At 32.5% G+C, this 25,125-nt stretch carries 16 protein-coding genes; 13 read left to right on the top strand and 3 right to left on the bottom strand.

The features are described from left to right. Window positions 1-44: 44 nt before the first annotated feature. On the bottom strand, window positions 45-1,796 hold the full coding sequence (locus HYN56_RS19810) for a helix-turn-helix domain-containing protein (RefSeq protein WP_109193767.1): 1,752 nt from the start codon (window positions 1,794-1,796) through the stop codon (window positions 45-47). A gap of 298 nt (window positions 1,797-2,094) precedes the next feature. Between HYN56_RS19810 and HYN56_RS19805 the strand changes: the two genes are divergently transcribed. The 7 genes from HYN56_RS19805 to HYN56_RS19775 are packed head-to-tail and all read left to right on the top strand — an operon-like array spanning window position 2,095 to window position 11,178. Then, window positions 2,095-3,117 (top strand): alpha/beta hydrolase, encoded by a 1,023-nt coding sequence (locus HYN56_RS19805; protein WP_109193766.1) that lies wholly within the window; start codon window positions 2,095-2,097, stop codon window positions 3,115-3,117. A gap of 9 nt (window positions 3,118-3,126) precedes the next feature. Next, on the top strand, window positions 3,127-5,334 hold the full coding sequence (locus tag HYN56_RS19800; RefSeq protein WP_109193765.1) for a lantibiotic dehydratase family protein: 2,208 nt from the start codon (window positions 3,127-3,129) through the stop codon (window positions 5,332-5,334). Then, on the top strand, window positions 5,321-6,211 hold the full coding sequence (locus HYN56_RS19795; protein WP_109193764.1) for a thiopeptide-type bacteriocin biosynthesis protein: 891 nt from the start codon (window positions 5,321-5,323) through the stop codon (window positions 6,209-6,211). Before HYN56_RS19800 ends, HYN56_RS19795 begins: the two co-directional genes overlap by 14 nt. Before the next feature lie 22 nt (window positions 6,212-6,233). Continuing rightward, entirely contained in the window at window positions 6,234-6,422 is a 189-nt protein-coding gene (locus HYN56_RS19790) for a class I lanthipeptide (RefSeq protein WP_109193763.1), read from the top strand. Window positions 6,423-6,463: 41 nt separating this feature from the next. Continuing rightward, entirely contained in the window at window positions 6,464-7,654 is a 1,191-nt protein-coding gene (locus HYN56_RS19785) for a lanthionine synthetase LanC family protein (protein WP_109193762.1), read from the top strand. A gap of 36 nt (window positions 7,655-7,690) precedes the next feature. Beyond that, on the top strand, window positions 7,691-9,883 hold the full coding sequence (locus HYN56_RS19780; RefSeq protein WP_109193761.1) for a peptidase domain-containing ABC transporter: 2,193 nt from the start codon (window positions 7,691-7,693) through the stop codon (window positions 9,881-9,883). A gap of 2 nt (window positions 9,884-9,885) precedes the next feature. Beyond that, complete coding sequence (locus HYN56_RS19775; protein WP_109193760.1) at window positions 9,886-11,178, top strand: HlyD family secretion protein; 1,293 nt, start codon at window positions 9,886-9,888, stop codon at window positions 11,176-11,178. 676 nt (window positions 11,179-11,854) lie between these two features. Here the strand turns inward: HYN56_RS19775 and HYN56_RS19765 are convergent. Then, window positions 11,855-13,060 carry a hypothetical protein gene (locus HYN56_RS19765; protein WP_109193758.1) on the bottom strand — a complete coding sequence of 402 codons (1,206 nt, stop codon included), beginning with the start codon at window positions 13,058-13,060 and terminating at the stop codon, window positions 11,855-11,857. Window positions 13,061-13,541: 481 nt separating this feature from the next. On the opposite strand from HYN56_RS19765, the gene HYN56_RS19760 reads away from it, so the two are divergent. The 6 genes from HYN56_RS19760 to HYN56_RS19735 all read left to right on the top strand — a co-directional run bounded on the left by HYN56_RS19760 (window position 13,542) and on the right by HYN56_RS19735 (window position 23,014). After that, window positions 13,542-13,928 carry a hypothetical protein gene (locus HYN56_RS19760; protein WP_109193757.1) on the top strand — a complete coding sequence of 129 codons (387 nt, stop codon included), beginning with the start codon at window positions 13,542-13,544 and terminating at the stop codon, window positions 13,926-13,928. Window positions 13,929-14,659: 731 nt separating this feature from the next. Further along, on the top strand, window positions 14,660-15,109 hold the full coding sequence (locus HYN56_RS19755) for a T9SS type A sorting domain-containing protein (protein WP_109193756.1): 450 nt from the start codon (window positions 14,660-14,662) through the stop codon (window positions 15,107-15,109). Between the two features lie 5 nt (window positions 15,110-15,114). Next, window positions 15,115-21,189, top strand: coding sequence for an FG-GAP-like repeat-containing protein (locus HYN56_RS19750; protein ID WP_109193755.1), 6,075 nt, complete (start codon window positions 15,115-15,117; stop codon window positions 21,187-21,189). Beyond that, window positions 21,189-21,683 carry a hypothetical protein gene (locus tag HYN56_RS19745; protein ID WP_146194615.1) on the top strand — a complete coding sequence of 165 codons (495 nt, stop codon included), beginning with the start codon at window positions 21,189-21,191 and terminating at the stop codon, window positions 21,681-21,683. Before HYN56_RS19750 ends, HYN56_RS19745 begins: the two co-directional genes overlap by 1 nt. 13 nt (window positions 21,684-21,696) lie before the next feature. Further along, window positions 21,697-22,191, top strand: a complete 495-nt coding sequence (locus HYN56_RS19740; RefSeq protein WP_109193753.1) for a hypothetical protein — start codon at window positions 21,697-21,699, stop codon at window positions 22,189-22,191. 433 nt (window positions 22,192-22,624) lie between these two features. After that, window positions 22,625-23,014: a hypothetical protein gene (locus HYN56_RS19735; protein WP_109193752.1), complete on the top strand. Its 390-nt coding sequence runs from the start codon at window positions 22,625-22,627 to the stop codon at window positions 23,012-23,014. A gap of 1,057 nt (window positions 23,015-24,071) precedes the next feature. Here HYN56_RS19735 and HYN56_RS19730 read toward each other — a convergent pair. Next, window positions 24,072-25,124: a GntR family transcriptional regulator gene (locus HYN56_RS19730; RefSeq protein WP_109193751.1), complete on the bottom strand. Its 1,053-nt coding sequence runs from the start codon at window positions 25,122-25,124 to the stop codon at window positions 24,072-24,074. Window position 25,125: the final 1 nt, after the last annotated feature.

Here is a 25,125-nt window from a genome sequence, read left to right as displayed (position 1 = left end):
TTGTGGTTATCGGAATTCAGGAATTTCGGGTTCTTTGTTTTTTGTTAAATGGTTGGTTTGTAGTCGTTTTGTTGATTTGTTGATGAATCTAACTCTTTAATGAAATAAGTTGGCTTTATACCTGTTTTTTTATAAAAAGCGGTTGAAAATGATTCCGCGTTATTAAAACCGAACTCTAATGCAAGTGCCTGAACAGTATACTTTCTTAGTTTATTGTTTTCTTGTAATTGACCAATAGCATGATCAACTCGTAAATCATTTATATACTGAATAAATGATTTTTCCTTGTATATATTAACTATTTTAGACACATATTTTGTATTAGTTTCAAACGTTGAAGATAAAATTTGTACTGTAATATTAGGCCTCAGATATTCTTTGTCGTTTTCAAAGCGATTGAGCTTTTCTAAAATCTGATTGATTAATTCTTCCCCAATGCCAATATCCCCAATTTTATCAGGATCAGTTCCGGTTTCGTTTTCTTTGTTGACTTGATAATTGTCATTTCGGTTTGTTTCTTTTATTATTTTTTCAAATCTTGATCTGTATTGTTTTTTAGTTCGATACTGATGCAATGCAAAACTCCCTAAAACAATAACGGTTAAGAATAAAAATCCCATGCCCCAATATGTTTTAACCTTATTTTTATTAAGAGAATTAATAAGATTTTCTTTTTCAGAAATTAAGTGTGGTGTATCATATTCATGATACACTAATTTATTTAATTCACGATAATTTTTATGTAATGTACTGTCGATGGACATATAGGTTGTTATATATTTTAACTGTTTTTCCTTGTCTCCTAAATTTTTATAATAACTGATTAAATAGGGATATCCATCCATAAACTCTGTGCTGATTTCCTTTGTCACTTTGTAGATAGAATCTACACGTATAAAATTTTCTGCTGCTATTGCTTTTTTACCTAATCCCTCATATGTTTTACCTAAATAAAAATAAGCAGCCAGCACATTTCCTGTATTGTTATATTCAATCATTTTTGGCAATGCCTTGTTAATACTATCCAGTGCCGCAACATAATTCCTTTTTAGTACTTGGTTTGCTCCTTCATTTAGAATAAAAAGATTTTTATATTCTTCATTATTAGTTGCTTTAGATTCCCTGTAACCCAGTTTATTATAGTATGAAGTGGAGTCTGTCTTTTTTAAAGACTTATAGCAGTCGGCCAATCCAAAAATGACATTTACATACTCTCCGGCATAGTTTGAGCTTCTTGTATCTTTGTCTTGATAATACACATAACATTCTTTGTATATATTTAATGCTTCAATATATTCCCCTAAATCTTCAGATTTGGTAACCGCTATATAATCTCGTACTACATAATAATAGTCAATATTGGTCAGCAATGCGGCCTTTTCAGCAAGGTTATAATTAAGCATTGCATCTTTAAAATTAAACTGAGTTTTAAGAAAATCGGCTTTTTCGCAATAAGCAGCGGCAGGAAAGTATTTATCATTACTACCCTTAGAATATTTGATGACACTGTCAAGATACTGGATCGCTTTGTTTGTGTCTGACTTGTAGTATAAAAGTGCAATTTGGTAATTTGCTTTAGCTCTTCGAATATTATTGTTTTCCTTTACTGCCTTCTTCATATACGCATCAGTGTACAAAATCTGCACTTTAGGATTATTTACGTTAGTGAAATATAAATTATGTAAATCATCATAGGATAAATCTGTGAGATTGTCTTTTACAGATTTTTGAGCAGTCAAAAAAAAAGGTAACAGCAAGTATAGGATTATTTTTTTTCGATTTCTGAAGTAATGCATTGTTTTGTCTTAATTTATTTAACAAAAATACATTTCTCATTACTATATAAGCAAATTAATAGCTTTTTTTATTAAATCTTATCTTGTTTGTAATTAGTTGTTTATGTTTTTTTTGTATTGAAATTCCAGAATTTTGGTTCTGAATTCAGGAATTTCGAGTAATATAATTTGTAAGAAATAATACATGGGTATAGTTTTGCTTTCTGAAATGATAACCTTGCTTTTTACTTTTGATTTTTTTTGGGGTAAAGGAGAAATGATCTTTTCTTAATATTTTTTGTTTTAAATAATATATATAATGATTAAACATTTTATTTTTTTTTTCTGTCTTTCAGTAATGAGTTATTCCCAAGAATCGTTGCAATATGAAAAAGAGTTGGAAAATCAGCAGAACTACAACCATTATGATATTTCCGCTATTCAGGAAAATGAAAATTTTATTCTTCGAGGTAGTTTAATTACTCCTAAAAACAGCTTTGAAAAAGTGGTTGTGATAGTGCCTGGTTCTGGCAAGGATACAAGAAACAATCATTTTATTTTAGCGGAGGGTTTACTAAAGAATAATCTAGCTGTTTTTAGATATGATGAAAGGGGGCTTGGCGAGTCAGAAGGTGTATTCAGTAATGTTCGAAATGGTATAACAAGCAAATCTTGGGATTTGTATTTCTTAATCAAAAGTCTGAAGCAAACAGCAATCTTAAAAAACAAGAAAATTATATTGTTAGGACACAGTGAAGGCGGAATGATTTCTGTCGGAGCTCTAGAAAAAGGTGCCACTGTTGACTATCTCTTACAATGGGCTGTTCCTATTTTCCCCCGAGGAGCAATTTTTAAATATCAGATAAAAACAGGAGTCAATAAACAAGAAAGAAATCTTCAGTATCCCGATGAAAACACTAAATATGCTGCTATAGACAGTATCGACAAAATTGTTGGACAACATAGTTCGCTTAGTAATCCTGATTTAAAAAAGATCATTATTAAATCTATGAAAGAATCAGGCTTCAAAGAAAAACAATTTGGATGGTATATCAGTTTGCCGGTCTATATGGATATACTAAGAATAGATTCCCGACCTTTTTATAAAAACATTTCTCTGCCAATGCTTTACGTTATTGGTTCAGAAGACAGAAATGTAGATCCTGTAGGTAATGTAGAGTTGTTAAAATCATTTAAAAATAACAATATTCAAATGAAAGTTTTTGATGGGTTAAATCATTATTTAAACAATCAGGAATTGGGGGTACCAGATCAAAGTATGTACAAAATAAATGATGAAGCAGAAAAATATATAATTAACTGGATACTTAGCCAAAAATAATTTGATCTCTTGAAAAATAAAAAACACTATAGAGTATTTGACAGGTTTATTCTAAGAACACCATTTTTGTCTTTAGGAGAAATTGATAATCTGAATGATAAGAAAATTAAGGATTTGTGTCGTAGGGAAGATGTTTCAGAGGCTTTATATATTGCATCGCCAGATTTACACCAGGTAATGTTGAAATATATAAATGATGATGCTTTGGACCTTCCTAAAAATCTGATGCTTTCTTTATCTAAATATATTATCAGAATGGGAGCTAGGTGCACTCCCTTTGGTACATTCAGCGGATGTGCCATTGGTGACATTAAAGAATCGGAGACAATAATTCAATTGGGCAATAGTTCAAGACATAAAAAAGTGACTCGCATTGATATGAACTATTTGTGTTCAATGGTAAATGATATCGAAGCCCAGAAGGAATTGCGGAAAAACTTATTGTATTATCCAAATAATTCAATTTATAAAGTTGGAAATGAACTGAGATATGTTGAATACAAGTACATTAATTTTAAGAGAAATCATTTTACAGTTTCCGTTAATAATTCGGTATATCTAAATAAGATTTTGAAATCTGCTGAAACTGGATTGAAAATGGACCAGTTAATAAATCTTATTATCGGAAAAGATATAAACATAGAGGATGCAGAGAATTTTATTAATGAACTTATCGACAGCCAGATTCTGGTGAGTAATTTAATGCCAAACTTAACAGGAACGGATTATTTTGAAAAAATAAGAAGAGATTTAAACTCCACTGATATAGCATTAGATCTTTTTCTTACTGATGTTTCTTCAAAATTAAAAAAACTTGATGAAGATATCTATCCAGGCAATGTAGCAAAACATTTAGAGTTAAGTGAAATCCTATTAGAAAAAAAAGGTAAATCTTCCAGGTTTTTAATTCAGAAAGATTTGAAAATCAATTATATTAAAAATAGTTTAAATTCTGAGATAAGCGATTTGATTTATGATGGAATAAGAGTCCTAAACCGAATGACCACATTCGAGGAAAATAAAAATTTAACAGATTTTAAAAAATCCTTCTATGAAAGATATGAGACTGCCGAAATCCCGTTGGCTATTGCTTTGGATCCGGAATTGGGAATTGGTTATGGTCACATAAAAAATGGAAACATTATTTCGGGTTTAATTGATGATATTCCCGTTAGTATTCCATCTTTTATTGTTAACAGTAGTTATTTGTCAAAAAATATTGATGATATTATCATAAGGAAATATCAAGAAGTTTTACAGAAAGGATTTCATGTACTTGAATTCGAAGATGGCGATCTTACCAATTTGCCAGAAAACTGGAATAATCTGCCGGATACTTTTTCGGTAATGACCAATATTTTAAGTTCAGAAAAAGATTTAAGTAGCAGTTTAATACATTTAGAATTTGCAGGTGGATCATCAGCATCCAGGTTAATAGGACGGTTTAGCTATTTGGACTCAGGGATAGATGATTTTATAAGTGAAATTTATCATAAAGAAGAAGAACTTAATCAGGATAAAATTCTTGCTGAAATTGTTCATTTACCAGAATCCAGAACAGGAAACATAACACATCGATATTCTACAAGGGAATACGAAATTCCTTATTTAGCTAAAAGCGAATTACCGCTGGAGAATCAAATAGGTATTTCAGATTTATATATTTCTGTTCATGATAATGAACTATTGCTAAGATCTAAAAGGTTAAATAAAAGAATAAAGCCCATTTTGTCAAATGCTCATAATTATTCTTTTAATGCTCTTCCCATCTATAATTTTTTATGTGACTTGCAAAATCAGAATACAAGACGTTCGCTGAGCTTTAAATGGCCAGACATTTTAGCTGAGAACAGATATCTGCCAAGGGTATCTTATAAAAATATGATTTTTTCTTTAGCTGAATGGACTTTATTGAAACAGGATGTTTTTGATGTAGAAAATGTTCAAAAGTTTCAGAAATATTTGAATGAGTTCAATATACCTGGAAAAGTTTTACTTTCTACCGGAGGAGATAATTTATTATTAATGAATTTGGAGAATATTCTTGATTGTGAAATTATACTCGAAACTATAAAAAGTAGTGGCTTTGCAAAATTGAAAGAATTTTTATTTGATGATAACAAGACTTTAGTAAACAGAGGAGAGGATAAATTTACTAACGAAATTATTTTTTCATTTTATAAAAACTTTAAAGCAAATAGCGATGTCAGAAAATAAGGTAAATAGGAACTACTATTTTGGAAGTGAATGGCTGTATTATAAAATTTATCTTGGTGAAGATACAAGTGATAAAGTTCTGTTAGAGGTCATAAAACCAATTGCAGATATTTTTCTGAAAAAAGGTTATATCAGTAAATGGTTTTATATAAGGTATTATGATCCGGATAGTCATATAAGAATCAGATTTAATCTTACAACGACCAATAATATTTCGGAGATAGCAAAAATAATCCATGAAAAATTAAAATACTATGTTTCTAATCATTTCATTCATAAAATACAGATAGATACTTATAAAAGAGAAATAGAAAGATATGGACTTGAAACTATAGAAGATTGTGAAACTCTTTTTTATGCAAATAGCAAATTTAATTTATCGCTTATAAAGAAATTTAGTAACACAGATCAACGATGGCTATTTGGTATGAAGTTTATCGATGAATTTCTGAATGACTGTGAATATAATTTAAAGGAAAAAAGAGAGCTTATTGAAATTTTGAAAAATGGTTTTGCGTCTGAATTTCAGACTAACAAAAATATTAATCAGTCCTTAAGTCAAAAATACAGAACAAACAAAGAACAAATATTCCTTTGTTTAGAAAACCGGGATGTTTTTTTCGATAAATTATTTAAGGAGCACAGAAAGAACAGCCAAAACGCTGTAATTAAAATAAAAGAGAAAGAAAAAGATGGCAGAAGAAGAGTAGACTATCTTATCGATAGTCTACTGCATATGCACTGTAATAGACTGTTTAAAAATAAGCAGCGATTACACGAGTGGGTAATCTACGATCTTTTATACAGATATTACGACGGTAAGTATTCCAGAACCAAGTATGAAACAGGAGATAGCCGAAAATCCTTCAAAGAGTAGGTAGATACAAATTGTTATTAAAATGAAAAAGTTACAATTAAACAAGAAAACAGTTACAGCCTTAAATAAGGCAGAAATGAGAATGATAAATGGTGGGCAGCAGGAAGCAATAAGTATTGCAAGCTGTAAAAGAGGCTCTGATAGAGGAAAAGATTGCTGCAATTCCGGAAGGGTTGATATTTCAGCCTCTACTGTAAGTACAAGTTGTTAATTAAACTGCTGGAAGTATAAAAACTTCCAGCTTTCTTTTGTATGGATTCTATAGAAAAAATATTATTTAAAATTGAAGATGCATTTTATTTAAATGCACTTAAAATGTCTAAACCGGTAATTGAAAATGATCTTGGAGCATTGTTGTATTTTGCTACAAAATATACTTACTCTAAGGAAGAAAAGTATAAAGTAATAGCCCGAGAATTATTGGATAATTTTATCGATGTATTTTCAAGCTATGAATTTCAAACCGGTATATTGGAAGGTTTTGATGGAACCGGATATGTTTTAGCTTATATAAAAAAATGTGGGATTATTGATACAGAAGAATTACTTGACGATATAGAATCTCTTTTACTTCAATCTTTAAGATTAAATATAAATGATCTTAATTTTGACTTGTTATACGGTAGTATTGGAAAAGTTCAATACTTATTGGATTCAGGGAGATTTAATGTTTTTGCTGAATTAATTAACAGTCTTATTGAAAAACTATATAATTGTAGAGAAGAGATTGATGGAAGGATTTTTTGGTATGAATTAGAGAGTAGAAACATTAACCTCGGATTAGCACACGGCCTGCCTGGTATATTTGTCTTTTTGACAAGATTAAAAGCACTGGAATTTAAAAATGAATATATAGATATACTATTGAATGGAATATTTAATAGTTTTCTTTTTTTTGAAAATACTATTCCGTCTATTAGTTCATTTGGAGCTGGTTTTCCCTTATCTAAAGAGCTTACATGTCATTCGCGTCTTGCATGGTGTTATGGAGATTTAGGTATTGCATATGCTATCTTGTATTATGGGAAAATCTCGGGAAACAAATTGGTATTAGAAAAATATTATAATATGCTGAGTTTAATTCTTCAGCGCAGTATTAGTGAATCAGGACTTGTACATTTTAGTGATTATTCATTTTTTGATACCGGATTTTGCCATGGTTTGTCTGGTATTTATTATATTTTATATAAATTGAATGAGATGGAGAACAATGAATCGCTCCAATATAAGATTGAGTATTGGCAGACTGAGCTACTGAGAAATATAGAAATTCAATTGTCTATCGAAGGGGATATATTATTTCCAAAAGAAAGACAGAACTCACAAGAAATATATACAATTGATAAAGAGACGATGTTAAATGGAGTCTGGGGAGTTGGTTTAGTTTTATTAACAGCCAGATATAAAATAGCAGATTGGAGCAACTTTTTTTTGCTGTACTAAATATATTGTTAATTTATTCTTAATGTTTTATCTAAATTGAAAATGTTCCCTCATTACAGACAAGCCGATCACAAAGATTGTGGCCCAACCTGTTTAAAAATTATAGCTAAATATTACGGTAAGACAATCAATATTCAGGAGTTGCGGGATTTTAGCGAAACAACTCGTGAAGGTAGTAATTTGCTTTTTTTGAGTGACGCTGCCGAAAAGATTGGCTTTAGGACTTTAGGAGTAAAATTATCTGTACAAAGAATAGAAGAAGCTCCTCTACCGTGTATTCTTCACTGGAATAAAGATCATTATGTTGTACTTTATAAAATAAAAAAAGGTAAATATTATATTTCTGATCCTGCTTTTGGACTTTTAGAATATAACAAAGAAGAATTCGTAAAGTTTTGGATTGGCAATAATGCTCATGATACCACAAGAGAAGGTATTGCATTGTTAATAGAGGCTACACCGAATTTTTTTGAATCTGATTTTGATAAAGAAGAGAATTCAGGTTTAGGGTTTAGATTTCTTTTTAAGTACTTATTTCAGTATAAATCGTTTCTTATTCAACTTGCAATTGGGCTTCTGGCAAGTAGTTTACTCAATTTAATTTTTCCGTTTTTAACCCAGAGTATTGTAGATGTTGGAATTCAGAATCAGAATATCCATTTCATTTACTTAATTCTTTTTACCATGTTGTTTATTTTTGCAGGAAGAACTGGACTGGAATTAATCAGAAGCTGGATTTTACTTCACTTATCTACCCGAATAAACATTTCGCTTATTTCAGATTTCTTTATTAAGTTAATGAATCTGCCCATTTCTTTTTTTGATGTCCGAATGACAGGAGATATCATGCAGCGAATAAATGACCATCGTCGTATAGAAAAAATCCTTACCACATCTTCTCTAAATGTACTTTTTTCTGTTATAAATATGTTTGTGATGGGAGCTGTTCTGGCCTATTTTAATCTGCAGATATTTTTGGTGTTCTTTGTGGGCAGTGTTTTTTATTTTGGATGGATTACATTATTTTTAAAAAGAAGAGAAGCTTTAGATTACAAACGTTTTGCGGAAGTTTCAAATGAGCAGAATAAAGTAATGGAGCTTATTAACGGAATGCAGGAGATAAAACTTCATAATGCCGAAAAACAAAAACGATGGGGATGGGAATATGTTCAGGCAAGACTTTTCAGGGTTTCTATAAAAGGATTGGTTTTGGAACAGACGCAAACAATAGGTTCTTCGGTAATTAACGAATTAAAAAATATATTTATCATTCTGCTTTCTGCAAAATTGGTGATCGAAGGTTCTATAACTTTAGGGATGATGCTTGCCATTAGCGCTATTGTAGGAAGCTTAAACGGGCCCATTACCCAATTAATAGAATTTGTACGAGAATTGCAGGATGCAAAAATTTCACTGGCAAGATTGTCGGAAATTCACCAAAAAGAAGATGAACTGCAAAAGGAAGAACATCAAACGAACGAAGTACCTTTTGATTCCGATATTGAGATCAAAAATCTTTCTTATCGTTATCTGGGATCAGATATTCCTGTGCTGGATAATTTAAGTCTCGTAATTCCGGCCAATAAAGTAACTGCCATTGTAGGGGTTAGCGGGAGTGGAAAAACAACCCTGATGAAATTACTTTTAAAGTTTTACGAACCGGAAAAAGGAGAAGTAACAATTGGAAATACGCAGCTTAAAAATATTTCTCAGAAAGCCTGGAGATCGAATATTGGGGCAGTGATGCAGGAAGGTTTTATTTTTAGCGATACCATTGCCAATAATATTGCTTTTGGTGTTGACAGAGTGGATAAAGAACGATTATTATATGCAGCGGATGTTGCTAATATTAAAGAATATATCAGCGGATTACCATTGGGATTTAATACGAAAATTGGAGGCGAGGGACTAGGAATGAGTACAGGACAAAAACAACGTTTGCTGATTGCTAGGGCAGTGTATAAAAATCCTGAAATTCTGTTTTTTGATGAAGCCACTTCTGCTTTGGATGCCAATAATGAAAAAGAAATTATGAGAAAGCTGGATATCTTTTTTGAAAACAAAACAGTAGTAGTTATTGCACATCGATTAAGTACAGTAATGAATGCCGATCAGATTGTGGTTCTGGATAAAGGGAAAATTATCGAAAGAGGAAATCATTCAGCATTAGTGGAACAAAAAGGGAATTATTTTGAATTGGTTAAAAACCAGTTGCAATTAGGGAATTAATCATGGCAGAAGAAAAAGATACGTTTGAATTAAGAAGCGAGGAAGTTCAGGACATTCTGACCAAAGTACCGCATTGGATGATCCGATGGGGAACGGTTCTTATATTTGCTATAATTGTCATGTTGTTTTTTGTGTCTTGGTTTGTTAAATATCCCGACGTTGTAAATGCCGAAATTGTCATTACAACCAATATTCCGCCTGAGAAAATTGTATCAAAATCCTCCGGCAGGATTGAAGCTATTCTGGTAAAGGATAAAACGCTAGTTTCCAAAAACAGTACACTGGCTATTATTGAAAATACAGCCAATTACAAAGATGTTTTTTTACTGAAAAGCATTGTAGATAGTTATGATATTAATTCGGGAAAAGCATTTCCTTTTGGATCATTAAAAAATAAGCAATTAGGGGAAATAGAAAGTGCATTTGCTGTTTTTCAGAAAGATTATCTGGCTCAGGAACTTAATGAAAACCTTCATCCGTTTGAGGTTGAAAGCAGGGCGCAAAGCTCAGAGAAAATTCAAATAAAAGAAAGACTGGATATTTTGCAACAGCAAAAGGTAATCAATGAAAGTGAACTGGAGCTGCAAAAAAATGAAATAGCCCGTTTTGAAGTTTTGTTCAATAAGGGGATTATTTCGGCTCAGGAAATGGAAGCAAAGAAGCTGGGATTCTTACAAGCGCAAAAGAATTACAGAAGCCTTTTGTCTTCGATTTCACAATTGAAATCATCTTTGATTGATAATACAAAATCAAGTCAGAATTCGCAGATAAACAGCACCAGGGAAGAAGTAAACTTAGGACGAAGTATGGCGCAGTCTTTTTATCAGCTTAAAAAAGTAATAAAAGATTGGGAGCTGTCTTATACTCTGAAATCCTCTGTGAGTGGTGTAGTTACTTTTCTTCAGGTTTGGAATGAAAATCAGACGACCAATGTTGGCGATAATGTTTTTTCTATAATTCCGGATGCCAAAAATGGTTTTATTGGAAAAGTAAAAGCTCCGGCATTAAATTCGGGAAAAATAAAAGTAGGTCAGCGTGTCAATATTCGTTTGGCCAATTATCCGGATCGCGAATTTGGGGTACTGAAAGGGGAGATCCAAAACATTTCATTAGTTCCGGATAAAGAGGGTAATTTACGGGTTGATGTTACACTGCCAAACGGATTGAAAACGTCTTATGATAAACAAATTGTTTTTCAGCAGGAAATGAAAGGAAGTGTTGAGATTGTAACCGAGGATTTACGATTGATAGAAAGAATATTATATCAGTTCAAAAGTATATTTGAACAGGTTTAGAAATGGCAGTACAGAAAATTGAAAAGGAACATTTACTAGTTTAGTTAGTTTTAATATGTTTTTCTTTCCTTTCTAGATTGTTTTAATTATTTCGTTTTTTTGTTTTTGGCCAGTGAGAGCGACATCGGTTAGAAAGGAATGTTGGTTTTAATGGCAAGCATGGGTTTAATAAGATAAAAAAATGTTGAAAAAAACTTTTAGTGGTTGCCGGCTCGAGTCCTGTCGCCGCTACAACGATAAAAGCTTCAGAGAAATCTGGAGCTTTTTTGTTTTTTAGAACTATCGTTGAAACTTTTATATTCGTTGTACTGAATTATTCTAGAGAGGACAAATTAAAACCAAGGGATTCAGCTCCTTCTACGCAAAATCTTCTCCTTAGTGTTGAGCAAATGCCTCTGACTTTTCGCTAATCAGTCCCTTAAGTGTTTATATTATAAAAAAAACTAATCTGTAATATACTTCCAGAAGTAATCAACCTTAAATTGAAAAAAAAGAAAAACCTCGAACGTCATTCGAGGTTTAGAATCTATTAATAAATAATTTTTTTTTATTTTTTTATACAATCGATACAACAAATAAATTATTCCTGCCAAAGTAGCTAGATTAAATATTTGCCACACTAAAAATGAGACTATAAAAGCATTGATTGTTATATCTTCCATAGTTTGTATAATTTTTAATAAGTTCTTACACCTTCAATTATTTTTCCGGTTCTACTATTAAAAGATACCCCGTAAGTGATCACTTCTCGATAAACGATTCCTGTTCCTTCTACATATGACCAAACACCATCTAAGAAGATAGTAGTTGTCGAACCATTTGTAGTCAATCTATAATTTGTTTGTTCCCAGTTAAAAGAAGGGGACATACCAAATGTGGTACTTATTACATTTTCTACTACATAATTATTTCCAACTTTCTTTTCATTTACTGTCACTTTAACACCAGCCCAAGGTACTACATACAATTTTACAGAAGCTTGAGATGTATTATTTTCGAACACGTCAAGTGTCATATCAGTTCCGTTATGATTTGTATTGCTTACCAATAGATCGTATTGGGCTTTGGTAGTTACTTCAAATCCATCAAGATTAGAAGTTGGTCCAAGATATTGCCCATTTTCATTATAACGTTCATAGTGCGCCTTTCGTTGCAATTTTATAGCATCTACATCTCCTGAACCATCACAAGGGTAAGGCAGGATAGCAGTGCTTCTTGTCACTTTCTGACCTTCATACGCAACAGATAAAATTTTAGTTCCATTGTAAACTATTCGCCAATGGTCTTCAGTCAACTCTACAACCTGTGTATAGGTCTTGTCGCATAAAGGAATTTTGCTTGTATTGTTCGACGGAGCATAAAACAAATTTATTGCTTTTGTCAAAACATCCAACTTATCTTTTCCTGAAACATTTGTCGCTTTTCCGTTTCTAACCACAACTGAGCCTAAATTTTCTCCACTAAAAGAATAAACATTCAGTCCTCCTGAAAAGTCCTTCAACTCAGTGATCGTCCCAGGATAAACGGCACTTTCCTCAAGCGCAAAAACTTCTAGAAAATACGATTGTGATCTGCCTTCATTTTCAATTGTGACACCTTGATATTTCAATTGGCCCTGTAGAAGGTCAGACTCAAAACTACTTACAATTTTTTCTTTTGCTGAAAATTCTGAAATCTTAAAATTATCTTTTTTAATTTCGTTGACATTTTGAAAATCCGCTTCAACATTTTGGGCAATGTTAAGATTTGAAAATTTCGCTAATTCTAAATTAGTGTTAGTAACTTTTGCATTTTCCTGATTTTTTTCTAACTCATCGTTACTGCACGAGAAAAGAAAAAGTGCAATAAAGAAACTAACGAATGACTTAATTATTTTGTTCATATTACATTAATACTGGGTGGTTAATAATTTTTTTTTCTTACATAGCTGATAATGGCAGTTTAAACGATATTTTTTTTATTTTCTATCGTTGTGATAAATTTCATTTACAGCAAAATGGACTGCTCCTTTTTTAATAGTTAATGATTATGTAATAACTTTTATCACAAATACATTATAAAAAGAAAAATTCCATTTGAAAATACTTCTTGTAATTGGCCAATTACAATAGATTGTGATTTGTTTCTAGCAGTGACGTCTTCTGTAAAAATTATCTCATTTTTCTGAAACCAAAACTAGACAAACACGAAAGCACCAGCAAATCTTGTATGTCGAAATTCGGGAATATCGGTACGTAATTCAGGAATTTTGTAAAATTAATATGTAAAGTATTGATGGTTAATGATTTGTGATCGATTCAAAAACAAACTGTTTATTAATATAATTCTTTAGAGATGCCTTGTTTTTGTGAGACAGCTCAATAATGATTCTGTATAAATTTATCAAAATCGTATATTCTGTACTACTTCCTGTTTTCGTAGTTGCTCACTCTCCCAAAAAAGATCAGCCAACACTGTCTAAGGATCAATTACACGATTTGTATTTTGATGGTGTGCATAACCCAAGAAAACAAATCTTTTGTACAAAGGCTTATAGGACAGAAGCCATAAGAGAAAACATTGATAATAGAAAAGCTAAGGCTAATTATCAAACTCCATTATTCTACTATCAATCCGATAAAAATAAAGCAATTCAATATCTGTATAGTGTTATTAAATATTCCGAAGGATCAAAAGATAAATTTTTTCCAGGTGCCGCTTACTGCGAAAAAGCAGACTTTTTGAAGACTCAATTGAGTCAGAATGTTTGACAAATATATAGACTTTCCTTTTTTCAAAAATAGGTTTTTTATTTAACAGAGGCTTAAAGTGATTTTCTATTTGCCGGATACTTTTTGTTATGATGAAATGTTTTGGTTAGTTATGTGTTTTCTTCTCTTTGTTTAGATTGTTCTTGATTTTTCAGATTTTTTTATTTTGATTTTGGCCGGTGAAGGGGAGGTTGGTTGGAAAGAGATGGGGATTTGAAAAGTATTTTTGAAATAGTGGGGTGAAGAAAGAGGTTCCCGCTTGGTATAATAAACCCCCGTAAATACTGGGTATTTCAGCTTTTCATTTGTATGGGGCAACTAACAGGTCAACTTTTAAACCTGCTGGTCCGCATAAGGTCAAAGGTAATAAAAAAGATTTTTTGTTATAGTAAATTTATTATCGGCTCCGCCTAAAACGTCGAAACACTCTTCAAATACAGGGGGCGTTGCTATCTGAGAAAAACATTATTATTTGTCTTAACTTTTTGTGGCAACTCCAATGTAGGAATAAATAAAAATTTAGAGCTTGAATTTCCTTAATTGTTAAACACTAAAAAGTAAGTTTTTTATTTCTTAGTGTTCTATTTTTTGTTTTTAATCGATACAATTAAGCATTTGGTCGATTTTTTTTTTTTTAAAATTTAACATTGAGTTACTTGATTTGTAATATTAAATTTATTCTTTTGCATTTTTTTTAACAAGTGTTTATTTTTTTAAATTATTTATTTTTTATGAAACGTCTTATTACTTTGACGTTTTTTGCTGTCTATGCGGTAACTTACTCGCAGCAAAAAATTACCTTCACTTATGATTTGGCAGGAAATCAAACTATACGGACTTTATGCCTTACCGGATGCAGTTCGAAACCAGCAAGAGAGATTAAGGAAATTGAAGCAGTTGTAGATGAAGATCTCCAGCAGTTTTTCCCTGGAGATAATATCTCATACTATCCCAACCCCGTTAAGGAAGAGCTTTATCTGAAATGGGAATCAGTAGATTTGAATATGCTTTCTTCAGCACTTATTTATTCAGTTAGCGGACAATTACTTAGATCTTATAACAATCTGGAAAACCTAAACACTTTAAATGTCTCTTTTGCGGAGTATTCCCAGGGAGTATATCTTATTGCTTTAAAGTATAAAAATGGGGATGAAAAATCAATTAAAATTATTAAGCAGTAGGAAATATGAAACAATTTTACATTACATTTTTTTTATTACTTGGACTTAATTTTACTATTTCAGCCCAAAATTCAGAAGTAGGTTCGACACCAGGGGAGTTATCCGTTACTTTGTCCGGAGCTGCAAATTATACAATGCCCGTAAGTTGTCCTCCGGGAATAAACGGAGTTGTGCCCCAAATAAGTTTGATGTATAATAGCCAGTCCGGAAATGGAAATGCAGGTTATTATGGCTGGAATATTGGAGGGATTTCGACAATTCAGAGAATTGCATCGACGAAATTTCATGATGGGGTTATAGATCCTGTTGACTTTGATAATCTGGATCGTTTTTCTCTTGACGGGAATCGATTAATTATTAAAAATGGCACATCAGGAAACTATGGAGCTGATCAGACTATTTATGAAACTGAAAATTTTTCAAACATAAAAATTACTTCCTTGGGAGTACATCCTAATGGGGCAAATTATGGACCGGCTTATTTCAAAGTTGAGTATCCTGACGGTTCCAAAGCTTTTTACGGCAATTCCACTGATTCCCGTTCAATTACGGAATGGTCGATAACATACTGGGAGAATGCGCAGGGAGTGCGAATTAACTATAATTATTCGCAGACAAACAATATACTGGATATTTCATCCGTAACATACGGAAGCCTATCAGCTGCAACGCCGATAAATGAAATAAGATTTAATTACGGTACAAGGATAAGACCTGAACAAGGGTATGTTGGCGGGCAAAGTTTTAGCAGGACTAAGAAATTAACCAGCATTAATGTGATCGGAAATGGTGTCAAATTCAAAAATTATGTCATAGATTATAATACTACTTCTCTAAATTACGAGCAGTTGACCTACATCACCGAAAAGAATGGTGATAGTACTAAGAGTTATCCTCCCACAGCTTTTTATTATGCAATAAGTGGTGAAGTTATACAGCCAAAACCAACAGTTTCCAATACGCCCTTGGGATCTGTCAATTCTAAGAATGCGGCTGCTATTTCCGGAGATTTTGATGGCGATGGCAATGTTGATTTTGCTTTGTATCCTACAACGGGAACTAATCAGAAAAAGGAATTCTGGCTTTTTAAAGATGTGGGAAGTAGCTCATTTACGTATCCTGAAAAAGTGTCCTGCGGTGCTTTTGAAAATATTTTTCCATCATCCGGTTTGCTTCCAAATGGTAAAATGTATTATTATAAGGGAGTGACTGTCGCACAGTTAGATGCATCAGATGCCAATGCAGTAAACTTTAATACCTATTTTAATTCTACTTATGGTTTTGGACTGGAAAACACTAAAAAAGCAGTTTTTCCACGAAGAGATGCGCAGAGTTGCTATGATTATCTAAACAGGGCACAAGAGAAGTTTTTCTTTAGTGGAGACTTTAATGGTGACGGTCTCACAGATGTCATTGCTTTGGACAAGGATATTAATGAATGGGCATGTGAGGTAGATCCGCGTACAGGGGAATCTGAAAGTTATTCCTTTTCAAGCAGCACAGGTAAAATGTATTTTGTGGATCTGGACAGAAGAAAAACTGACAATTTTGTAAATGATGCGGGAACTCTTCCGTACTATTATAACAGTTCTGACAGTAGAATGGAGACTTTTGATGTTAATGGTGACGGGAAAACTGATCTTCTTCATTTCATGAACGGAAAAGTTTATGTTTATTCTTTGAATAATAATAATCAGATTGAGTTGTTATTTCAGTTTGTCGATACCGATATAAAAACTGCTCAGACAATTTTGCCCGGTGATTATAACGGTGATGGCAAAATGGATTTTATAATCACAAAGAGTGCGGGCGCCACATCTTATGATTATCTTAAATTTCTTTCAACAGGTACTGCATTTGTAAAATCCCCTCAGACCTATTTGTTTGCCAATATGGGATATACGGATAACAGTACGGCGGTGAATACCTGTGATCTTATTCCGTTAGATATAAATGCTGATGGAAAGACGGATATAGTTCAGTTTAGATCCGTTTTTACTAAATCAAATTCAACTGGAAGTGCACTAATTACAGTGTACAAGAATTTGGGGTCTGAGTTTAGGGCTTCAGCAACGCCGACTTATCAGACTACGGCATCAACAGCGATAAAGAGTTATCCGCTTGCGATATTTCTTTCTCCGAAGACAAATAACCAGTATTCATCAATAGGGCTTATTAGTGACAGTCAGATTTATGCTTTTGACTCGAAATTTGATTTTAGTGCGGAATATTCTCTAAGTGTAGTTAAGAACGGTAATGGAGTTAGGAAAATAATTAGTTATAGTCCGTTAAAAGAGATTCCGGACCAATCATTTTATACTCCGACACCTTTTGCCGAAACATTTCCTTATATAGATATTGTTGCGGCTCCTAATTATAAGATTGTAACTAAATTAGAACAACAAAGTGCCAATGCCAATGACAACAAAAAGCAACTCTTTGGTTATGCGGGTGCTGTTTCGAGATCCGATGGACTGGGTTTTCTTGGGTTTAAGTCGACTACAAGAACAAATTGGCATTCTAACAATGGAAGGGTAATTTCAACAGTTTCTAAACGAGATATCTCCTTAAGAGGAGCAGAGATTGAAAGTTTTTCAGTGCTTGATTACCAGTCTCCACTAGCTTCTACACCTTCATCATTTGTTTCCAGATCGGTATTTACGTATAATAATGACGTGCTTCAGAGCAATAAGGTTTTTAAATTAAAAAATACATCATCAGCAGAATATAACGGTTTAGACGGTACAAGCAAGGAGATTTCAACAAGTTATAATCAGTTTAATTTACCCTTGACAGTAACCACTGTGCTCAAGGATGGTGGTGCTGTCACCCAGACAGCATCTATTACAACATCTTATAACACAGAAAATGCTCTGCCTTACTATGTTGGCGTGCCTTCTGGAAAGACGGAGACTCTTTCTGTAACAGGAAGTGTAATGTCTTCTGAAGAGCAGTATGAATATAAGTCCGGTAATTACGGATTGTTAGAGAAAATAAGAAAAAAGGGAGATGCTTCCACAAGTTTCGTAACAGAAAAGAATGACTATGACAACTTTGGTAATATAATAAAGAAAACGATAACAGCCGGAAATCTTACGCCAAGAGAATACAGTTTCGTTTATGATGTTTCGGGAAGATTTATAATTAAAAGTACTGATGTTAACGGTTTATTCAAGACATATGATTATAATTTAAGCTCAGGGGTATTAAATTCAGAAGTAAATGAATTTAATTTAAGTACATCTTATACTTACGACAGCTGGTTTAAAAAACTAACCGATACAAATTATCTGGGTAAAAGCAATACGTATACCTACAGCCGCAGTGCGGAAAAAATAATAATAACAAAAACAGGAGATGATTCGAGCAGTCTGGAAGAAACCTACGATGATTTGGGACGAAAAATAAAAGTGAAGGTTAAAGACGTGACAGGTAATTTTTCATCTGTAGATTATGCATATGACATTTATAACAGAAATTACAAAATTAGTGAGCCTTATTTAAGCGGTAGTGCGTCCTTATATAATGAAACTGAATACGATGAGTATGGCAGGTTTGTAAAAAGTACTTCATCAACCGGAAAGATGATAAAATGTGATTATACCCCGCTTACTACAAAATCGACAATTACAGAGAATTCAAAATCGAAAGAGGTAACAAAAAATGCAATGGGCAAAATTGTTTCCGTGACAGATACTCCCGGAGGATCAGTCTATTATACTTATTTTGCAAATGGGAACCTGAGAAAGACTGAATTTTCAGGAGCAGTTTCTGAAATATTTCAGGATGGCTGGGGACGAAAGACGGAATTAAAGGATTCGTCTGCCGGAATTTTCAGGTATGAGTATAATGATTTTGGTGAATTAACCAAAGAGACCAATGCTAATGGAGTTACAGATTTTACAATAGATGATATTGGAAGAATTAAGGATAAAACTGTAACTGGGAATGCAGGCACATCTAGTTCCAAAACTTACTATACTTATGAAGGCAATTCGAAATTACTGGTTAAAAGTAAATTTGATGATCTGGCCAACAGTACATCAACCATAAATGATTTTACTTATGATAGTTTAAAAAGGATAATCACAACAGTTGAGACAACACCTTATGCTCAATTTACAAAAAACTTTACTTATGATGGATTTGGAAGAATAGCGACTGAAACGTCTACTGCTTTGGCCGGTGCATCAAGTACAAGTAAAATTGAATATAAATATAGCAATGGTACGCGCTGGAAAATATTAGATGGACAGACTGGAGCCATCTTATGGCAGACAAATACGCTAAATGCAAAAGGGCAAATATTGACAGCTCTAAACGGACCAGTTGCTATCACAAATAGTTATGATTCTAATGGCTATGCATCTCAATTCAAATTTGATCAGGCAGCAACGCCTACCAATAATCTGCTGACTTTGAATACTGCTTTTGATGGGCAGAAAGGAGTTTTGAACAGCAGGACAAACAGCTTGTTTAACTGGAATGAGACATTTAAATACGATTCTGCTGACCGTTTAATTGAATTTACAAATGCCTCGGGGAATCAGGAGGGGCAGTCCTATGATGATCTTGGAAGAATTACACAGAATAATTTAGGAACCTATAATTACAATTCTTCAGACCAGCCGTATCGCAACACATCAATCGATCCGACACAGCAGGCCTTGACGTATTATTCAGGAAGACCTTCATTGGTTGTAAGTTATAATACTTTTAAAACTCCGATCGAAATTGAAGAAGCAGGTGTTGACAGGATAAGCTTTATATATAATGACAATAATATGCGAAGCGGAATGTTTTATGGTGGATTGCAGAATGAAAAAACATTAAGGCAATATCAAAAACATTATTCTGCAGACGGCACAATGGAAATTAAGCTGGATAAAGCATCTGGAGCTGTAGAATTTGTTACCTATATTGGAGGAGATGCCTACAGTGCGCCATTAGTGTTAAAAAGTGATGGGACTACACCGAAATATTTATATTTGCTGCGTGATTACCAAAATTCGATAGTTGCTGTATCAGATCAGTCAGGGACTATAGTGGAAAAAAGGCTGTTTGATGCGTGGGGTAACATAATAGCTGTAAAGGATGGATCAGGAATTGATCTTGGGGGTTTAACCATTTTAGATCGCGGTTATACTGGTCATGAGCACTTGCAGAGTGTGGGATTGATTAATATGAATGCAAGATTGTATGACCCAAAACTGCATCGTTTTATGCAGCCTGATAATTTTATTCAGGATATCTATAATACGCAAAACCATAATCGTTACAGTTATGTTTTAAATAATCCCCTGATGTATACTGATTTTACTGGGGAAAAATTTAAGATAACCTTTAATGATATTCTGGCTGCTGTAGAAATTGTTGGCGGAGCTGTTCTGACCCTAGTTACGAGTGGCGTAGCATCTTACGCCGGAGGAGCATTAATCGCATCTGGTATAGCCCATTTTGCGGGAGCATATAGTGAATATCAGCAGACGGGCGACTGGGGAGCCGCATCCAATAATGCCGGATTTGTATTTGGAATAAAATGGAACACGGATTGGGGGTATGACAGTGATGACAAATCAGGTTTAAAAGAGAGCGTAGATGATTACATTGAAAAGACTAATTGGTATGGTGTAGTCAATGCAGGTGTTGGTGTATTGGGGGGAGGCGTAGAGGTTGTTGCTGGTTTGACGGCTGAAGGTTTCACAGCTGGCTTTAGTACAGCACTCGTTGTGGATGGAGTGTATAGAATAGCAGCTAATTCAGCAAGACTAGGAATGTATCTTTCACATGAAGAACCAATTGCGGATGCTTTTCCTTCCAATTCCGGTGCACTGCTTGGTAAATTAGTTGATGGAATGAATGGTGCTAAACCTACAGAAGTTGGAAAAATGCAGTTGTATTATCAGGTTGCAAATGATTTGGGAGTATTCTTTGTAACCTTAGGAAATGGAGGTGCGTATGTAGATGCTTTTTATTTAAGACCTGGATTTTGGAGTTATTCAGCAATAGGTACAAATTGGTATACGATTATCGATTACAGAAACATGAGTGAAGAATATAAGAAAAATAAAAATAAATAATGGTTTACAGTGCAAACAGGACTCTTGATTCCTGGGTTTTATATTACAGAAAAAGACTTTTAAAAATTAATGTTTATGGTATATTCCTTATGCTTTTTATCGGTTTTGGAATTTCTAGAGGGGATAAGGATGGTTTAAGCAATAATGCGATATTGGGTTTGTTGGGCGTTGTGGTAATTACTATATTATTTATGTCTTCCTATATCAGATTTGCATCAATATTCAACAGGACAATAAAAGAAATCGAAAGAAATGATTCAGAAATACTTATTAAAACCTATGATTTTAGGATATTTAGGTTGTTTCTGCTCAAAGGAAAAAACTTAAGGATTGATCGTAAGAAGCTTCAAATCGCACTGAATGAATTCCCAATGAGAGAAAATAAAAAACCGGGTATTGTTGAATGTTATATTTTAAGATCAGGGGAGACGGAATTTTATCTTTTATACAAAGAGTTTGATGATGCTGTAGTAAATGATGTATTAAAAAGCTAAAAAAATATTGAAAATGACATATAGGGCCAATTACAAGCTTGCTGCTTTTGTAAAAAAAATACAGAAATTAATTTTGGCTAATCTTTTTTCTACTTTTCTCTTTGTGATTCTCCCATGCAGTTTCGCAATTGTGGCGGCGGATAATTTTGAGCATAAAAAGTTTTGGTTGTTTGAAGCTGGTATAATTGTAATAAACACCGTAACTTTTTTAGGATTATGCCGAAAAGGGAAAGTAATCAATAGAACTGTTCAAGCTATAGAAATCGATCATAATGCTTTGACTTTGAAAACATTTGAGGTGCGTATATTCAAATTTGTATTGTTTAAATCAGAGAAAAAAAGAATGCTTTTATCAGATATTACAATTTTGAATGATATATTTCCTTTAAAAGATAAAGAGTATTTGAATGATTGCAAATGCTGCTTATTAAAAGAAGGAAATAACGTTTTCTATTTTTTAAGTGATTTTTTTGAACACGATGTAGTAAATATGGTTACAAGAAAGTGATAACAAATGAGGAAATAGTAAAAACAGAATTATGTTTTGCCTATTAAGTTTAGAAAAAAAGACAGTTTTTAACTGTCTTTTTTCATTATTATTCAATAATATCTGTTTAAATTAATTTCTCTTTTAGGAGGTTGTGTCAAGTAAAGAGTTTGGTTTTACTTTGCAACATGTAAAGTGGAATATTATAAATAAAATTTTAATTCTTATTATCAATTATCTCTAGCCACTAAATTGCTAAAAGATATTACTTCCTGGAAACCTTTTCAAAAAAGTGAGGCCTTATTATTAAATAAAGGGGGAGGTGCGCGTTACAATTGTTACTTTTGGACTGGTAAGCAATCCAGCCTGCTGGACTGTTTTGGCGACAAGAGTAGCTGTTTATAGAATTGGATCATTTGCCTAAGATTTATATACTTGTGAAAAATAAAATAAAATGATAAAAATTTATGATCAACTTTGTGTTGATGTGATCACTAAATCTAAGGAGTCAAATAATGGTAAATGGAAATTTCAAACGATGATGTTTTTAAGTGCCTTTTTAAGTGTATTATTTATGGCAATAATTATCACTTTGAAAAAAATACTACCGGAGGGTTTAAATTACTCAATATATTCGGAAAATTATGTGCTAAAAAGATTTGAAATTAATATTGAAGCATTACTATTATATTTTCTGCCACCACTTATTATTAATTATTTTATACTGTTGTTTAATAAAAGGTATGAGAAAATTTTACTAGTATATAAACCGAAAAACGGTAAATATATGCTAAGATTCATGGTGATTAGTTTGCTTTCTTTTATGGTGAGTCTATTTTTGTAAGTAGATTTAGTCTCTGTTAAGGCCTCTTAATATTCGTATTAAGAGGCCTTTTTATTATTTCGTAGTGGAGAAATAAGTGAATGTTCAGCTTTAGATTGAGTAATAATAATTCTGCGTTTATATAATGTATTTTATGGAAAAAATAAAAAGCATGAGGGTAATGTTACAGATTAGATGTATTTATAGTTTAACCACTTAACTGACTGAAAAAGAATATTTAATTTTATAAAAAGAGAGACGGCCAGTAGGTCGTCTCTTTCCTTTTTTGTCTTTTGACAAGACCTAAAACACTTTTGCCATACTTAGTGTTTCAAATTAGGTAATGCTAATAAAATGAAATTTTTACAATGGTAGATGCATATTTTTTTTGGGGACTGCTTTCATTTTTAATACTGACAGGTGAGAAGGAAGTTGGTTAGAGAGATAGGTTTATTTAAGGGTGTTAGTTAGTTAGTTAGTTAGTTAGTTAGTTAGTTAGTTAGTTAGTTAGTTAGTTAGTTAGTTAGTTAGTTAGTTAGTTAGTTAGTTAGTTAGTTAGTTAGTTAGTTTAGTTAGTTAGTTAGTTAGTTAGTTAGTTAGTTAGTTAGTTAGTTAGTTAGTTAGTTAGTTAGTTAGTTAGTTAGTTAGTTAGTTAGTTAGTTAGTTAGTTAGTTAGTTAGTTAGTTAGTTAGTTAGTTAGTTAGTTAGTTAGTTAGTTAGTTAGTTAGTTAGTTAGTTAGTTAGTTAGTTAGTTAGTTAGTTAGTTAGTTAGTTAGTTAGTTAGTTAGTTAGTTAGTTAGTTAGTTAGTTTTAGTTAGTTAGTTAGTTAGTTAGTTAGTTAGTTAGTTAGTTAGTTAGTTAGTTAGTTAGTTGTTTTTTCTTTTTCTTTTTGATTATTTTTAATTGTGATCATGACAAGTGAGGGAGGTTGGTTGGAGAGGGGAGTTATTTGAATTGGAAGATTTATTCATGCGTATTTTCTCTCTTCTGATATTTAATATATAATTTTTTATTAAATTATCCAGACTATGCCAAGAGTAGCGCTGCCATTACTGTTATAAAGCTATTTTTTTTGTATCTAGAGTGAAGAACGCTCGATATACCGAAATGGGTTTTTTGAGATTTCCTGTTTTTTACTAAGGATTAGATCACCTGCTTTTCGCCCCATCGCTTTAAAATCGGTACTCATTACCGTAATGTCCAGAAGTGCTTTTAAGGGAGTTTCGTTGTATGAAATGACACCTACATCTTTTCCAATTTTAAGTTTTTTCTCTTTAATCTGCTGAATTAGGTTTACCAGGTCATGATCTTCAATAGTAATATAAGCCTCTTTGATTTTAAATTCTAATCCATCATAGATTTTTTCGGTAATTTCGTATTCAAATTTATAGGCATTGCAAAATTCTACAAAGCCATCAACGAGAGCTCCTGGAGAAGGGAAAGCTGCTTTTTCAGGATGGACAAAAATTATTTTTTTATATTTTTTTAATTTTTTAATTCCTTCCTTCAGGGCATTAAATATATCTGTTTTAAAATCCTGATAAACTGCTGTAAAATCACCGGTAATCTCTTCACAGGAATTGTCTAATATCACCAGTTTCTCTTTCGGAATATTTTCAATAAAACTGATCACATTCGGAGTATAATTCACGTGACCTTCTACTGCGTTTCGAAAATGAGGCATAATTACAAAATAGTTGTAATTATGAAGGTTTTTTTTCATGACTTCAATAAATAACTTTTCGTCATTATAATAAAGATGCATATCAACATGAACATCACTTCCCATAGTGGTTACAAAGGAATTATAAACTTCCATCTTGTAGGTACAGGGTTTGTTGATTAAAAACAGAATGTTATTGGATTTTTCATCATCCATAACAACAAAATTACCAACGCCCATTACAGAAAAAGCCAGATTTCGGTCTCTTAATTCCTTATAAGCTTTTTCGGCAGTATCACGTGAAATAGATTTAGCCTTGCTCAGTTCATTAATAGACGGTAGTCTACGTCCTTTTTCTATTTTTCCAGATAAAATTTCTTCAGCCAGGTTGTTTGCAACCTGAATATATTTAGGAACACTGGAATTGGAATCTATTTTTATTTCTGAATGTTCTGTTGGTGGTATCATG

Source organism: Flavobacterium crocinum, from assembly GCF_003122385.1.
GTDB lineage: Bacteria > Bacteroidota > Bacteroidia > Flavobacteriales > Flavobacteriaceae > Flavobacterium > Flavobacterium crocinum.
The sequence above is the reverse complement of the archived record's forward strand: the minus strand, read 5'-3'. Positions and strand labels throughout refer to the sequence as shown.